A 15667-nucleotide genomic window follows, 5' to 3' on the forward strand; every position below is an offset into this window, starting at 1 on the left:
GCATGTTCGGAAACATGCGCTATCGATCAGCGAGCCCATACCACAGATAGGCAAACGGCAACAACGCCCGCCGGAATCCACCAAACTCGAATTGGGATAGGGGCGTTTTGACTGCCACCGGGAAGGGGAGCGTATCGGTTTCTTCCAATATGGCGCTGGCCGCAAGCGCGCCACAATAGGTTCCCATCGCAACGCCGTTTCCATGGTAACAAAGGCTTGCATACATACCTTTGTTATCAGGCACTTCCCCTACGAATGGCATGTGGTCGCGGGCCAGACAGACCATGCCGGACCAGCCATAGGGCGTCTCGACATGTCTCCAGGCTGGAAAGAACTGTTCGAACTCCCGCCGGACGTTAGCAATTGCGCGTGCTTCGGCCGCCGGGCCCGTCATTAACGCGCCACGCATCCCAAAAAGCATCCGGCGGTCAGGCATCAACCTGAAATAATGCAAAAGGTACCTACTGTCATAGACCATTTGATTGCTAAACCAGCCGGCCGCGTTGATCTCATCGTCGGTCAGCGGACGGGTTACAATCACGCTGGATTGCGCGGGCATATATCGGCCCGCCAGCCAATCTGGCATATCTTCCGAGGAATATCCGTTCGTCGCGACAAGCAGGTTCTTCGCTTTGACAGATCCGATTTTTGTCTGAACTTGGTACCCGCTGGATGTCTTGACGATGTTTTGCGCCGTTGTGTTGTGGTAAATAACCGCGCCTGCCTGTTCGGCCGCAGCGGCGAGGCCCGTCACATATTTCCGTGGGTTCAAGGCAAAACCGGCAGGGATGGTCAGCGCACCGTGGAAATCGCCGCTCAGCCCGTGCGCTGCAAGCTCCCGCTTTTCGATCAGCGTCGCATCAAGGCCGTAGTTTTCCTTGATTTCCGGAACACGCGCACGCAAAGCCGCCATTTCCTTGGGGCGATGTGCCAGCTCGGTCTCGCCTTCGGAATGGCGATCAATCTCGATATTATGTTCTGTCGCTAGGGTTTCGACCATTTTGACCGCAGCCAATTCTGCTTGCCGAAAGGCAATCCGGCTGTCGCGGCCGAACTTCCGATCAAGCGCTTGGTCGCTTAGGCGACCGCCACCAAGACAGCAAAACCCGCCGTTGCGCCCCGAAGCACCCCAGCCGACATAACGGTTTTCTAGGACGATGACCTTTACGCCCGCCTGCGCCAGACGCAAGGCCGCTGACAGCCCCGTGAAGCCGCCACCGATGATTACAACATCACAGGTTTCGTCCCGGTCCAAAGACGGCCGGGCTACATCCTCACAGGTTTCATCCCACCAGCAATAAGCCCGCGGTGTATCGCTGTAAGCGAAGTCATCGAAAATACGCTTCAAGTTGCCCCACGTTCCGCTGCTTGCATCTCCTGTTGTGCTTTGACCGCATTACGCTTGGAAATCAACGAAGCACTAATCACACCCACTGTAACGATACCGATCATGATCGTCGACAATGCGTTGATCTCGGGCGACACGCCCAAACGCACCGCGCTCCAGATCTTGATCGGGAGGGTGGTGGAAGAAGGGCCAGTGGTAAACGATGCAATCACCAAGTCATCCAGCGACAAGGTGAACGCAAGCAACCAGCCCGAAATCACAGCCGGTGCAATGATGGGCAATGTAACAAGCCGGAACGCATCAAAGGGCGAGCACCCCAGATCAAGGGCTGCTTCCTCAAGCGAGCGGTCAAACGACACCAAGCGCGATGATACAACGACCGACACGTAACACATCGAAAACGTAGTATGCGCCAAGACGATGGTAAGCACGCCACGGTCCAACCCCAATCCGATGAACAACAGCAATAGCGACAGACCCGTGATCACTTCGGGCATCACGAGCGGCGCATAGATCATGCCCGAGAACAACGTACGCCCCAAGAACCGCCCGCCCCGCACCAGCACATAGGCCGCCATTGTGCCCAGTATAGTGGCCAGAGTTGATGACGCCACGGCCACCTTTAGCGTGACCAGCGCAGCATCCAAAAATGCCTCGTTCTGGACCAGCTCGCCATACCATTTGGTCGAAAACCCTGCCCAGACTGTCACCAGTTTCGAACTGTTAAAGCTGTAGATAACCAGCAAAACCATCGGCAGGTACAAGAACGCAAACCCAAGGGTCAGCGATGTGACGTTGAACCAGCTTGTACGTCTCATGTATCGGCCTCCGCTTGGCGCTGCTGGTTGCGCTGGAACAGAATGATCGGCACGATCAGGATCAGCAACAAGATCACAGCAACGGCGCTGGCCACAGGCCAATCGCGGTTGTTAAAGAATTCCTCGAACAGAACCTTGCCGATCATCAATGTGCCGGAACCGCCCAAAAGCGATGGAATGACAAATTCACCTAGCGCGGGGATAAAGACCAGAAAACAACCCGCGACAATACCGTTACGAGACAGCGGAATTGTCACCAGCCAGAATGCCTTGATGCGCGAACATCCCAAATCTTCGGCGGCTTCGATCAGGGATTCATCCAATCGGTCAAGTGCTGCGTAAATCGGCAGGATCATGAAAGGGAGATACGTATAGACGATCCCGATATAGACGGCCGTGGTCGTGTTCATAATGGTCAGCGGGGTCGAAATCAGACCGGTCCACAGCAAAAACTGGTTCAGGAACCCCTCGTTGCTTAGGATGCCGACCCACGCATAGACGCGGATCAGAAAGCTGGTCCAGAACGGCAGGATCACCAACATCATCAAGGTTGGCCGCCATTCCTCGGGCGCACGGGCCATACCGTAGGCCATCGGATACCCGACCAGCAGCGCCAGAACCGTCGAAATCAACGCGATCTTAAGGCTGCTAAGATAGGCCTTCCAATAGAGATCGTCTGTCGTCAGAAAAACAAAGTTCTCAAAATCAAAGGCTTTGATCATCTGGCCAAAGCCGTCTTTCATCGTCGGCGTATAGGGCGGAATAGACAGTGCCAAATCAGACAGCGATATCTTGAACACGATAAAGAACGGGATCAGAAACAGCGCCAATAGCCAGCCATACGGCACCGCGATCAGGAAAAAGCGCCGCATATTCATTCCGCTAACAGCACGCCAGCTGTCGCGTTCCACGAGATCCAGACTTTATCCTCCCAGGTGATACTCCGCCGGGAGAGACGACGGGTGTTTGCCGTCTGCGCCTTGATGATTTGCCCGCCCGCCAGCTGAACATAATAGGTGCTGAGGTTGCCCAGATAGGCAATATCCAACACGCTGCCCTGCACGGCATTCTTGGCTTCTTCGGGTTTTTCGGTGGTGATCAAGATTTTTTCCGGTCGAATGGCAAGATGCGCGTTTTGCCCGTCGCTGAACGGCACATCCGAGGTCGCCAAAAACGGCGGCTCATTCTCGGCCCAAGCGAGCGAGTACATACCATCCCCCGCAGGTTTCACCGTTCCTTCGATAATGTTCACGTCCCCGATGAAATCAGCGACATAAACGGAATTGGGGGCCTCATATATACCATCGGGCGTTGCCACCTGAATGATACGCCCTTCGTCCATCACCGCGACCCGGCTTGCGACGGTCATCGCTTCTTCTTGGTCGTGGGTCACAATGACAAATGTCGTACCCGTGCTTTCTTGGATATCCATCAGCTCGAACTGGGTATCTTGCCGCAGCTTCTTGTCCAAAGCGCCAAGCGGTTCATCCAACAGCAGCAGCTTTGGTGCCTTGGCCAAGGACCGCGCAAGGGCAACCCGCTGACGCTGGCCGCCTGAAATCTGATGCGGTTTTCGGCCTGCAAACTTGCTCAGTCGCGTCAGCTTAAGCATCTCTTCGACACGGGTGGCAATGGCGCGTTTGTCCATGTCGCCGCGCTTAAGGCCAAAGGCGATATTTTCCCAAACACTTAGATGCGGAAACAACGCATAGGATTGGAACATCATGTTCACCGCCCGCTTGTTGGGCGGAATACCGGCGATGTTCTTGCCCGCCAGTTCCATCTTGCCCGAGGTCGGATTTTCAAAACCGGCCAGCATACGCATCATCGTGGTCTTGCCGCAGCCCGACGGCCCCAGCAGCGCAAAAAATTCTTTCTCGTAGATGTTCAGTGTCAGATCGTCGATCGCAGTGAAATCACCAAACTGCTTGGTGACATTCTCAAACCGGATCAGCGGCTTTTCATTCGGGTTATCCCAAGGGGCGAAAATTTTCTGGCTCACTTAGGGGGCATTCCTTTGCACAGTCCGACAGGCGGCGGGGGCGGAAAAGGGGCAAGGCCGGGTGACCTTGCCCTGTCAGAACCAGCTTAGGTGCCGGATTTAACCTTGGTCCAAAGACGCGTCACAACACGTTGAACCTTGGGCGCATAAGGCGACGTTGTATAGAGGTTTTCCAGTGTCGCCGCGTCTGGGTAAATCGCGGTATCCCCGATCACGTCTTCGACCAGAAACTCCTGGCTCGCCTTGTTGCCATTCGCATAGTAAACATAGTTCGACGCTGCGGCCATGTTCTGCGCATCCATGATGAAGTTCAGGAATTTATGCGCGGCGTCCGGATTGGGCGCGTCCACAGGGATCGCCATGTTGTCGAACCACATCAAAGCACCCTCTTTCGGTGCATAATATTCGATCTCTACGCCGTTATCCGCCTCAGCTGCGCGGTCACGTGCCTGCAGAATATCGCCCGACCACCCAAAGGCCACGCAGATATCGCCGTTGGCCAAGGCGTTGATGTATTCAGAGCTGTGGAATTTCTGAACGAACGGTGCAATTGCGGCCAGCACGGGCTCAGCTTTGGCGATGATTTCAGGGTCTTGCGCATCAGGGTCTTCGCCCAGGAATTTCAGCGCAGCAGGGATCATCTCTGCCGGGGCATCCAGGAATTGAACACCACATTCAGCTAGCTTTTCCATGTTCGCCGGGTCCAAAACCAACGCCAGCGAATCTATAGGCGCGTCATCACCCAGGACTTCTTTGACCTTGTTGATGTTCACGCCCAGACCGGTGGTGCCCCACATATAGTTGATCGCATATTCGTTGCCGGGGTCATATTTCGACACGCGGTCGTCAATGACGTCCCACATGTTATCGATATTCGTCAGCTTAGATTTATCCAGCTTTTGAAAGGCACCGGCCGAGATCTGACGCTGCAAGAACGTGCCCGATGGCACAACGACATCATAGCCGGACCCGCCAGCCAACATTTTGGTTTCAAGCACTTCGTTGCTGTCAAAGACATCATAGATCAGATCAATGCCGGTTTCGGTTTCGAATTTCTCAAGCAAGGATTCGTCGATGTAGTCGGACCAGTTATAAACCCGGACTTCCTCGCCCAGCGCGCTTGTGGCGATCATTGCGGTGGCGGCAACGCCCCCTAGAATACGATATTTCATTCTTTGCTCCCGTTAGATAGGCTTGGTTGATCCAGACCTTTGGTCAATTTGATCAAGTTTTGCGTCTTACGACAAGATAATTTATGATTTCACGCAGGCGCCGATAGCGCAAGCAACACGAACTGAACAGTTTTTGGGCATATTGAATGATCCGTTCTGACGTACAAACATCCCCCACGCCGATCCAAGCGGCAGGCGCACGAATTCCCGCTCATCAGCACGTCTATCAGCAACTGCGCAGCCAGATACTGTTTGGCGATCTGGCACCCGGACAGCCGGTGACAATTCAAGGGTTAATCACGGCGCTGGGCGCGGGCATGACACCCGTCCGCGAAGCATTACGCCGCCTCATTGCCGAAGGCGCGTTGATACATCAGGGGAACCGCCGCGTTTCAGTGCCGGTCCTGTCACCTGAAGGCGTTGAAGAGCTCGGTTTTATGCGAAAAACGCTGGAGGCAGAGCTTGCGCGACGTGCGACAATGCGCATGACCAAGGACACTTTGGAGACCCTCAAACAGATTGACGACGCGCTGAACGAGGCCATCTTGCGTGGCGATATTGGCGAATACCTGACGCAAAACTATCTGTTCCATTCCAAGATTTACCGCTGTGCCGATGCACCGATCATGGCCGAAACCGTTGACCGCTTGTGGCTCCGCTTTGGGCCATCGCTAAGGGTCGTATGCGGCCGCTTTGGCACATCGAATTTGCCCGACAAACACGCCGACCTATTAGACGCATTTCGCGCGAACAACCCTGATGCAGCAGCCCAAGCAATGGCCGAGGATGTCAGCCAAGGCATCCGCCAGATTCAGGCCTCTGTCTAATCCAACGTGGATTTGATCTGATTCGATTGACTCCGCATAATTTGATCATATTCTGCGCGTAACCGTCTCCCACACTTCTGAGGTGCATAAACATGTCCTACATTACCAATCACTTACCCACGGCTGAATTGCAGGCGCTGGACGCCGCGCATCATATGCACCCGTTTACCACAAATGATGAATTGGCCGCCAAAGGCGCGCGCATCATCACCAAGGCCAAAGGCGTTTACCTGACCGACAGCGAGGGCAATGAAATCCTTGATGGGATGGCGGGCCTTTGGTGCGTGAACATTGGCTATGGCCGTCAGGAAATGGCCGACGTCGCAGCGCGCCAGATGCTTGAACTGAACTATTACAACACGTTCTTCATGACATCCCATGTACCGGCAATCGCCTTGGCCACAGAAATCGCAAAGCTCGCGCCCGGTGATCTGAACCACGTGTTCTTTGCCGGTTCCGGCTCCGAGGCGAACGATACCAACATCCGCATGGTGCGCACCTATTGGGCGATGAAGGGTAAACCGGAAAAATCCCACATCATCAGTCGCAAGAACGCCTATCACGGGTCGTCGATGGGGTCGGGGTCGCTGGGCGGTATGACCTATATGCACGAACAAGGCGGCATGCCGATCCCGGGCATCCACCATATCAACCAACCCGATTGGTGGGCCGAAGGCGGCGATCAAACACCCGAGGCATTCGGCCTTGCCCGCGCCCAAGAGCTTGAGGCGAAAATCCTTGAGCTGGGTGCAGACAATGTCGCGGCCTTTATCGGTGAACCCGTCCAAGGCGCGGGCGGCGTTATCGTGCCGCCCAGCACCTACTGGCCGGAAATCCAACGCATTTGCGATAAATACAATGTTCTGATCATCGCAGACGAGGTGATCTGTGGATTTGGCCGCACCGGTAATTGGTTCGGCTCGCAAACCATGGGGATCAAACCGCACATCATGACGATCGCCAAAGGCCTCAGCTCTGGTTACCAGCCCATCGGTGGGTCCATTGTCTGTGATGAAATCGCCGAAGTGATCGGTTCAGGCGAATTCAACCACGGCTACACTTACTCCGGTCATCCGGTCTGTTCCGCCGTGGCGTTGGAAAACCTGCGCATCATGCAAGATGAAAACATCCTGGACCACGTCAACAACGTGGCGGCACCTGCCCTTCAGGAAGGGTTGGATAAACTGGCCGAACACCCGCTTGTGGGGGGCGTCAACGTATCGGGCCTGATGGCATCCCTGCCCCTAAGCCCGCGCAAGGAAACGCGGTCAAAATTCGCGGGGGCCACAGGCACCGTCGGCTATATGTGCCGCGAACGCTGTTTTGCCAACAATCTGGTTATGCGTCACGTGGGCGATCGGATGATCATCTCCCCGCCGCTGGTGATCACGCCCGAGGAAATCGACATCTTTATGACCCGCGCGACGAAAGCGCTGGATGAAACCTATACCGCGCTCAAGGACGACGATCTGCTGCACGCGGCCGAAGACCACATTCACGACGCCGACTCGCCTTTGGGCTAAATCTCTTTCGGGGCGCGAGGTATCCTTGCGCCCCTACACCAACCTCTGACCAAGACGTTCCAACATACCAAGGCAGCTTTCGAGCTGATCAAGGCTGACGAATTCATCGGGCTTATGCGCCTGCGCAATGGACCCCGGCCCGCAAACGACCACGTCCATGCCCATCTGCTGAAACAGGCCTGCCTCGGTGCCAAAGGGGACAACGTCAGCCCCGTTCGCGCCCACCAAACCCGCCACAAGATCACGCGCTGCGTTTTCGCTCATCGGCTCAAGGCCCACGACCTCGCCCAATGTCTCGGTCGAGATATCGGCCTGCGGGTACACCGCTCGCATTTGCGGCAGCAAATCCTGTTCGACAAACGCCTCCATCGTCTCTTTGACGAACCGAAAATCACGCGTTTGCACCGGGCGGAACTCCCAATCGACCTCAGCCTTGCCGACGATCACATTATGCGCATGTCCGCCACGAATTCCGCCAATATTGATTGTGGTATAGGGTGGATCAAATCGGCTGCCCTCGGGGACACGGGCGCGCAAATCCTCGCGCAGCGCCATCAACCTTGTGACATAGCGCACGGCATATTCAGCGGCATTCACACCCAGATCGGGGGAGGACCCGTGCCCCTCAAGCCCCTCAAACCGCGTGGTATATTCACAGCAGCCTTTATGCCCCTCGATCACGCGCATCTCGGTCGGTTCGCCGATGATGGCGATGTCAGGCTTGATGCCAAGACGGTTCAGCTCGGGTATCAATGCCTGCGCGCCCAGACATCCGGTTTCTTCGTCATAGGTAAACGCAAAATGGACCGGGCGTTTTAGCGGCAAGGCGGCATAGTGTTCCGCCATCACAACAGTTGCCGCTATAAACCCCTTCATATCGCAGGTGCCGCGGCCGTAAAGCCGCCCATCGGCCTGACGCATCTGGAACGGGTCGCTTGACCAATCCTGATCGGTCACCGGCACGACATCGGAATGCCCCGACAGCAACACGCCGCCCGGCGCATCCGGCCCCAATGACCCGAACAACGTGGCCTTGGACCCGGTTTCATCGCCAAAGATATGGGTCCGTGCGCCCAGCGATTGCAGCCTGCCGGACAGGTCGATGATCAGTTCAAGATTGCTATCGGTTGAAACGGTCGGGTACGCGATCAGCCGGTCCAGCAGATCAACGGTGGCTTGCAGCGTCATTTTACGAACATCTGCCGGGGTCTGTTGCAGAACGTCTCGGCAGCGCCATCTTCGCGGATACGGATGCTTTCGGTGATCTCGATCCCCCAATCCTTCATCCAAAGACCGGGCATGAAATGGAAGGTCATGTTCGGCTCAAGCACGGTCTCATCCTCGGCGCGCAGCGATATCGTGCGTTCGCCCCAATCCGGTGGATAGCTCAGGCCGATGGGATAACCGCAGCGCGCGCCGCGTTCGATCCCCGCCTTTTCCAGCGGCGCTGCCAGCGCATTTGCAACATCGCAGGCGCGGTTTCCAGCGCGGGCTTTTTTCAAACCGGCTTCCAACCCTTCGACCAATGCCGCCTCGGCGCGCTTCAGGAAATCGGGCGGCGTGCCTAGGAACAGCGTCCGGCAGAACGGTGCGTGATATCGGCGATAGCACCCTGAGATTTCAAAGAATGTCGCCTCGCCCGTCGCAAAGGGTCTGCCATCCCATGTCAAATGCGGCGCGGCGGCGTCTGACCCTGATGGCAGCAAAGGAACGATCGCAGGGTAATCCCCCCACGCCCCGTCAACGCCGCGAATTGCGTCGCGATAAATCTCGGCAACGATTTCATTCTTCGGCACGCCCGGTTCAACCCGTTCAAGCAGCCCATCAACGATTTTTTCGGAAATCAACGCTGCTTTGCGCATAAACGCCAGTTCCGGTTCGGATTTAACCGTGCGCTTCCAATTCACCAACGCCGTGGCATCAACCACCTGCGCCTTGGGCAGGCTTTCACACAGCGATGCATGCGCCTTGGCGGAATAATAGTAGTTGTCCATTTCGACGCCGATGCGCCCCGCCTCTACCCCCGCCGCTGCCAGATGAACCGCGAGGTCTTGCATCGGGTGCCGTTCGGTAGATTGTACAAAGCCATCCGCGTAACCCCGCACAGAATCGGGGCCCATCCACACCGTTCGCAACGCGCCATTGGTGTCTTGGTTGCGGCCCCACCAGATCGGATCGGCGTCCGGCAAAACAATTACGCCTTGATGCACATAAAATGACCATCCGTCGTATCCGGTTAGCCACGCCTGGTTGCTGGGGTCCGTCACAAACAAGGCGTCCAAGCCCCGCGCCGCCATTTCGCTGCGCACCAGCTCTAGGCGGCGGCTATATTCTATTGGGGAAAATGGAAGGTCGATGGCCGGCATTATTGATATCCTTAAACAACGTATCAAAGACCAGCTTGGGCCAGCTTTTCGACAGCAGCAATGAAATAACGAAACCAAACCTGCCTAATCTGCAGTCAGATCAACTGAATTTGCTAAATTTGCGGGAATTTGTCCTGCAATTGCACGGTTTTCCATCAAACCCGTGATAATTGGTTGCAAACTACAACCCGGACGGTTTTAACTTTCTGTCAACAAGGGCGCATGAACGTCAAAATAAACGGGGAGCCAGCTTTTGGCAGATACTTCAGCAACAAATGCGTTTGTCGAATTCGAACGCGTGCAGAAAAGCTATGACGGTGAAAATCTTGTCGTCAAAGACCTGAACCTGTCGATGCCAAAGGGCGAATTTCTGACAATGCTAGGGCCATCGGGGTCGGGCAAGACGACTTGCCTCATGATGCTCGCAGGGTTTGAAACAGCCACCCACGGCGATATTCGCCTTGATGGGAAATCAATCAACAACATCCCACCACACAAACGCGGCATTGGCATGGTGTTCCAAAACTATGCCTTGTTCCCGCATATGACAGTTGCCGAAAACCTGTCCTTCCCGTTGGAAGTCCGCAAGATGGGCAAGTCCGACCGTGAAGAAAAAGTAAAGATCGCGCTGGATCGCGTGCAGATGGGTGACTTTGGCGGTCGCCGTCCTGCGCAGCTTTCTGGTGGTCAACAGCAGCGTGTGGCTTTGGCCCGTGCCTTGGTGTTTGAACCCGAACTGGTCCTGATGGATGAACCGCTTGGTGCCTTGGACAAACAACTGCGTGAAACCTTGCAGTTTGAAATCACGCATCTTGCGCATGAACTGGGCATCACCGTGGTTTACGTGACCCACGACCAAACCGAAGCGCTGACAATGTCAGACCGTGTTGCGGTTTTCGAAAACGGTCGCATCCAGCAACTGGCACCGCCAGATTTGTTGTATGAAGAGCCCGAGAACAGCTTCGTCGCGCAATTCATCGGCGAAAACAACACGCTGGAAGGCGTTGTAAAAGAGATTAAAGGCGGCACCTGTCTGGTGCAACTGGACGGTGGCGGCCTGATCGAGGCCAAACCGATCAACGTGACTCAAGCAGGCGAACGCACCCGCGTATCGATCCGCCCGGAACGCGTTGAGTTTAACAAAGATCGCATGCCAGAAGGCGCGCACACCCTGAAAGCCGAAGTGCTGGAATTCGTCTATATGGGCGACATTTTCCGCACCCGCCTGCGTGTCGCTGGCACCGACAACTTTATTATCAAAACCCGCAACGCACCCGATCAGGTGCGCTTGAAGCCGGGCCAACAAATCGAAATCGGTTGGCTGGCAGAGGATTGCCGTGCGCTTGACGCTTAACGTCGAGAGACGGACTGCGGCCCTGATTTAGGGTCGCACACCAAGAGGCTGTGGTTAAGCCCGTTATCACATCCTCAAGAACTAAACGGGCAATAGTTGGGAGACTATCTAATGAAATTTACAACAACGCTACTCGCTTCTTCTGCGATTGTTGGCGCTGGTACATTGGCCTTTGCCGATGCACACGGCAACATGGCCAAAGAGATGACACTTGTTTCCTGGGGTGGCGCATACCAAGCCAGCCAAGATAAAGCATATGTTCAGCCCTATCTGGAAATGCACCCCGACGTGACAGCCGTTTGGGACGAAAGCTCGGCTGAAGCCGTGGCCAAACTGCGCGCCATGAACGAAGCTGGCAACGTAACATGGGATCTGGTCGACGTCGTAGCGGCTGATGCCATTCGTCTGTGCGACGAAGGCCTTGCCATGGAAATCGATGCCGACGAAGTGCTGGCCGCAGCACCCGATGGCACATCCGCATCCGACGACTTTGGCGATCTGCTGGTCAGCGACTGCTTTATCCCGCAAATCGTATACTCGACCACATTCGGTTACCGCACAGACATGGTAGGCGACACGCCTCCTTCGAAAATCTGTGACGTTTTCGATCTGGAAGCGTACCCAGGCAAGCGTTCCTTGGAAAAGCGTCCAATCAACAACATGGAATGGGCCCTGCTTTGTGACGGCGTAGACAAGGCCGACGTATATGACGTTCTGGCCACACCAGAAGGTCAGGAAAAGGCACTGGCCAAACTGGACACCATCAAAGACGACGTTATCTGGTGGTCCGCTGGCGCTGACACGCCTCAGCTGTTGGCCGATGGCGAAATCGTTATGGGTTCCACATATAACGGTCGCCTGTTCAGCGTGATCGAAGAGCAAAAGCAACCCGTTGCAATGCTTTGGGATGCTCAGGTGTTTGACCTTGACGGTTGGATCATTCCAGCAGGCCTGCCAGATGACCGTCTGGCCCGCGTCATGGACTTTGTAAAATACGCGACAGACACACAGCGTCTGGCCGATCAGTCCAAATACATCAGCTACGGTCCTGCACGTTTGTCCTCCGCTCCTTTGGTGGGTCAGCACGCAGACATGGGCATCGACATGGCACCGCACATGCCAACCGATCCAGCGAATGCTCAAAACACGTTCCTGTATAACTACGAGTTCTGGGCCGACTACCGCGACGATATCGACGCGAAGTTCCAGGCATGGTTGGCGCAATAAGCGTCTAGACCTATCGGAGAGGGCCAGCTTGGCCCTCTCCACCCCAAAACGTTTATACCTTTTCCGATTTTCACGACGATCCAACCCTATGGGGCCGATATGAGCGATGTAAACAACGCGACCACAGCACCAAATTCTGCCCTCGAGGCAGAACGCGCCGAAGAAGAATACACCGGCCCAATGCTTGCCGCCGATGGCACACCGCTCAAGCGCAGCCTGAACCGCGCATTACGCCGCCAAAAGATCAGCGCGCTTTTACTCATCGCGCCTTTGCTGATCTTTGTGTTGGTCACGTTCATTGCACCAATCGCAGATATGTTGTTTCGATCGGTCGAAAACCAGATCGTCCAAGAGACCCTCCCCCGCACCACAACCGAGTTGAAAAACTGGGACAGTGAAGGCGGCGAATTACCCGATCAAACAGTCTATAAATCGCTCTACCAAGACATCTATGTCGCCCAGGAACGCAAATTGCACACGCGTCTGGGGTCTCGTCTTAACTATGAACTGACCGGCGCGTCGTCCTTGTTCCGTAAATCGGGCCGCGGCGTTGATGACATCGGCGAAGTCTACCAAGACCAGTTCGAAGACCTGAACGCCTTTTGGAAAAAGGGCGAAAACTGGAATGATGTTCTAGCGTCTGACGCGTGGCTTGCCGCCATGAAAGACTGGAAGAAAGCCTCAGGCGACGCGCAGCCACTTTTTGAAATGCGCGACGGTATCGCCGATATCCTGCCGGAAACAGCCAGCTACTATCTGCTCTTTGCCGATTTCGTCCAGAACGAGGACGAAGACAACCTGTACAAAGAAGATCCATGGCCGCTGATCTATTCCGCCTTCTATGATGACCTGAACGGGCCAACAGCTGCACAAATCGCCAGCTACGCGGGGCCCGGTGCCACCGAACTGGCCCAAGCCGCCACAGCCGCGCCAAGCTTTGCCACAGTCGATTACATGCAAGCCTTTTCCGATATCGACAAAGACTGGGGAGAGTTGCCGATCTGGCAAACCATTTCGACCTACAGCCCGAAATTTACAAACGGGTATTTCCTGAACGCGGTGGACATGCAGAAAACCCCTGATGGCCCTGCACTGCGCCCCGAAGATGAACGCATCTACTGGACCCTGTTCAAGCGGACGCTGTTCATGTCAGTCTGCATTACACTTAGCTGTATTTTGCTGGGCTACCCTATCGGCTGGATCTTGGCCAACCTGCCCGCACGCACCGCAAACCTGCTGATGATCCTTGTGCTCTTGCCATTCTGGACATCGCTCCTCGTGCGCACCTCCGCTTGGAAGGTCATGTTGCAACAACAAGGGGTCATAAATGATACGCTGGTCTGGCTGGGTGTTGTCGCCGATGACAGCCGATTGGCATTGATCAACAACCAAACCGGCACGATTATTGCGATGACGCATATCTTGCTGCCCTTTATGATCTTGCCTTTGTATTCGGTGATGAAAACCGTACCACCCAGCTATTTGCGTGCTGCGAAATCCCTGGGGGCCACCAACTGGACAGCCTTCTGGCGGGTCTACTTCCCGCAATCTGTACCGGGCATCGGGGCCGGGTCGATCCTCGTTTTCATCCTGTCGATCGGCTATTACATCACACCCGAGATCGTCGGCGGCAGAACCGGTACCTTTATCTCGAACCGCATCGCCTACCACATCTCCAGCTCTCTGAACTGGGGTCTCGCGGCGGCGTTGGGTGCCATCCTGCTCGCGGTCGTTCTGGGCCTCTACTATGCCTATGACAAAATCGTCGGCATCGATAACGTGAAACTGGGGGGCTAAGGACATGGTCGCACTCACACCAATCTCTCGCAAACCCGTTTCATTCTATGTGCCAGTGGTCGCAGCCGCAGGGGCCATCGCCGGTCTCTTTGTTGGTACCGCCAACGGCAGTGGTTTTCTGGGCGTTATCGTCGGGGCCATCCTCGCCGGCGCGCTGGCCTTTGTGCTCACGCAGATCGTTAAACACGAAAAACTTGGTCGCTGGGCCACTACGATTATCGTCGCAATTGTCGGCTATTTCATGGCGGGTATCCCGGGCCTCGTTATCGGTGCTGCTTTTGGGTGGTTCTTTGGCTGGTTCAGTTTCTGGCTATTCGAGGGACGCTACCGCGCCAAAGTCGCCCCCTATCTGACCCCCGGTCAGGTGTTGTGGCACTTTGCATTTCGGGTGATCTGCGGGGCGATCTTTATCTTCCTCATCACACCAATTCTGGTCGTGATGCCCCTCAGCTTCAACGCCGAGAATTTCTTTACCTTCACCCCGGAAATGCTCAGCTTTGATCCGGCTGGTTACTCGCTCAAACACTACCGCGATTTCTTTAACAGCTCCGACTGGCAAGGTGCCGTGATGAACTCGATCAAGATCGCACCGGCAGCGACACTCCTCTCGGTCTCCTTCGGCACGCTTGCCGCAATCGGCCTTAGTCAGCCACACGTGCCGTTCCGCCGTGCGATCATGGCAATCCTGATCTCGCCAATGATTGTACCGCTGATCATTTCCGCCGCTGGCATGTACTTCTTCTACAGCCGCGTTGGCCTGCAAGGCACCTACCTCGGCGTGGTTCTCGCCCACGCGGCCTTGGGCATCCCCTTTGTCATCATCACCGTCACGGCAACACTGGTGGGCTTTGACCGCTCGCTTACCCGCGCGGCTGCAAACATGGGCGCGAATCCCGTCACGACCTTCTTCCGCGTGCAAATGCCACTGATCTTGCCGGGTGTAATCTCGGGTGGTCTCTTCGCCTTCATCACCTCATTCGACGAAGTCGTCGTGGTGCTCTTCGTTGGCTCCGCAGGCCAGAAAACCCTGCCATGGCAAATGTTCACCGGCTTGCGTGAACAAATCAGCCCAACCATCTTGGCGGTTGCAACCATTCTGGTGGGCATCTCGATCTGCTTGCTGACAGTGGTTGAATTGCTCCGCCGCCGTTCGGAACGTCTGCGCGGGATGTCCCCCGCCTAAACTCTTCCAAATGGACTAAAATCCTCGCCGAAGGCATGCCCAAAACCCGC

At 55.6% G+C, this 15667-nt stretch carries 13 protein-coding genes; 6 read left to right on the top strand and 7 right to left on the bottom strand.

Features of this window, described 5'->3' with window-relative positions:
• Positions 1–19: 19 nt before the first annotated feature.
• The 5 genes from WNY39_RS08550 to WNY39_RS08570 form a co-directional block, all read right to left on the bottom strand.
• Positions 20–1348, bottom strand: a complete 1329-nt coding sequence (locus WNY39_RS08550) for an FAD-binding oxidoreductase (protein ID WP_342845146.1) — start codon at positions 1346–1348, stop codon at positions 20–22.
• Positions 1345–2166 (bottom strand): ABC transporter permease subunit, encoded by an 822-nt coding sequence (locus WNY39_RS08555; RefSeq protein ID WP_342845147.1) that lies wholly within the window; start codon positions 2164–2166, stop codon positions 1345–1347. Before WNY39_RS08555 ends, WNY39_RS08550 begins: the two co-directional genes overlap by 4 nt.
• The gene (locus WNY39_RS08560; protein ID WP_342845148.1) at positions 2163–3038 is read right to left on the bottom strand and encodes an ABC transporter permease subunit; all 876 of its coding nucleotides are present in this window, start codon (positions 3036–3038) and stop codon (positions 2163–2165) included. The genes WNY39_RS08555 and WNY39_RS08560 overlap by 4 nt, the downstream gene beginning before the upstream one ends.
• Positions 3039–3040: 2 nt before the next feature.
• A complete protein-coding gene (locus WNY39_RS08565; RefSeq protein WP_342845149.1) occupies positions 3041–4168 on the bottom strand; it encodes an ABC transporter ATP-binding protein in 1128 nt (375 codons plus the stop codon).
• Positions 4169–4254: 86 nt separating this feature from the next.
• Positions 4255–5340, bottom strand: a complete 1086-nt coding sequence (locus WNY39_RS08570; RefSeq protein WP_341232693.1) for a polyamine ABC transporter substrate-binding protein — start codon at positions 5338–5340, stop codon at positions 4255–4257.
• A gap of 146 nt (positions 5341–5486) precedes the next feature.
• Between WNY39_RS08570 and WNY39_RS08575 the strand changes: the two genes are divergently transcribed.
• Entirely contained in the window at positions 5487–6167 is a 681-nt protein-coding gene (locus WNY39_RS08575; protein ID WP_342845150.1) for a GntR family transcriptional regulator, read from the top strand.
• 92 nt (positions 6168–6259) lie between these two features.
• Positions 6260–7690: an aspartate aminotransferase family protein gene (locus tag WNY39_RS08580; RefSeq protein WP_342845151.1), complete on the top strand. Its 1431-nt coding sequence runs from the start codon at positions 6260–6262 to the stop codon at positions 7688–7690.
• A 33-nt stretch (positions 7691–7723) separates the two neighbouring features.
• Here the strand turns inward: WNY39_RS08580 and argE are convergent, their stop codons facing one another.
• Positions 7724–8878: an acetylornithine deacetylase gene (argE, locus tag WNY39_RS08585; protein ID WP_342845152.1), complete on the bottom strand. Its 1155-nt coding sequence runs from the start codon at positions 8876–8878 to the stop codon at positions 7724–7726.
• Positions 8875–10056 (bottom strand): M24 family metallopeptidase, encoded by a 1182-nt coding sequence (locus WNY39_RS08590; RefSeq protein WP_342845153.1) that lies wholly within the window; start codon positions 10054–10056, stop codon positions 8875–8877. Before WNY39_RS08590 ends, argE begins: the two co-directional genes overlap by 4 nt.
• Positions 10057–10309: 253 nt before the next feature.
• Between WNY39_RS08590 and WNY39_RS08595 the strand changes: the two genes are divergently transcribed.
• The 4 genes from WNY39_RS08595 (at position 10310) to WNY39_RS08610 (ending at position 15617) form a co-directional block, all read left to right on the top strand.
• Positions 10310–11410 (top strand): ABC transporter ATP-binding protein, encoded by a 1101-nt coding sequence (locus WNY39_RS08595; protein WP_219580187.1) that lies wholly within the window; start codon positions 10310–10312, stop codon positions 11408–11410.
• A gap of 111 nt (positions 11411–11521) precedes the next feature.
• Positions 11522–12637: an extracellular solute-binding protein gene (locus tag WNY39_RS08600; RefSeq protein WP_341232698.1), complete on the top strand. Its 1116-nt coding sequence runs from the start codon at positions 11522–11524 to the stop codon at positions 12635–12637.
• A 99-nt stretch (positions 12638–12736) separates the two neighbouring features.
• Positions 12737–14434 (top strand): ABC transporter permease, encoded by a 1698-nt coding sequence (locus tag WNY39_RS08605; protein WP_342845154.1) that lies wholly within the window; start codon positions 12737–12739, stop codon positions 14432–14434.
• 4 nt (positions 14435–14438) lie between these two features.
• A complete protein-coding gene (locus WNY39_RS08610) occupies positions 14439–15617 on the top strand; it encodes an ABC transporter permease (RefSeq protein ID WP_342845155.1) in 1179 nt (392 codons plus the stop codon).
• Positions 15618–15667 lie beyond the last annotated feature (50 nt).

It is taken from the genome of Sulfitobacter sp. AS59 (assembly GCF_038899995.1).
GTDB lineage: Bacteria > Pseudomonadota > Alphaproteobacteria > Rhodobacterales > Rhodobacteraceae > Sulfitobacter.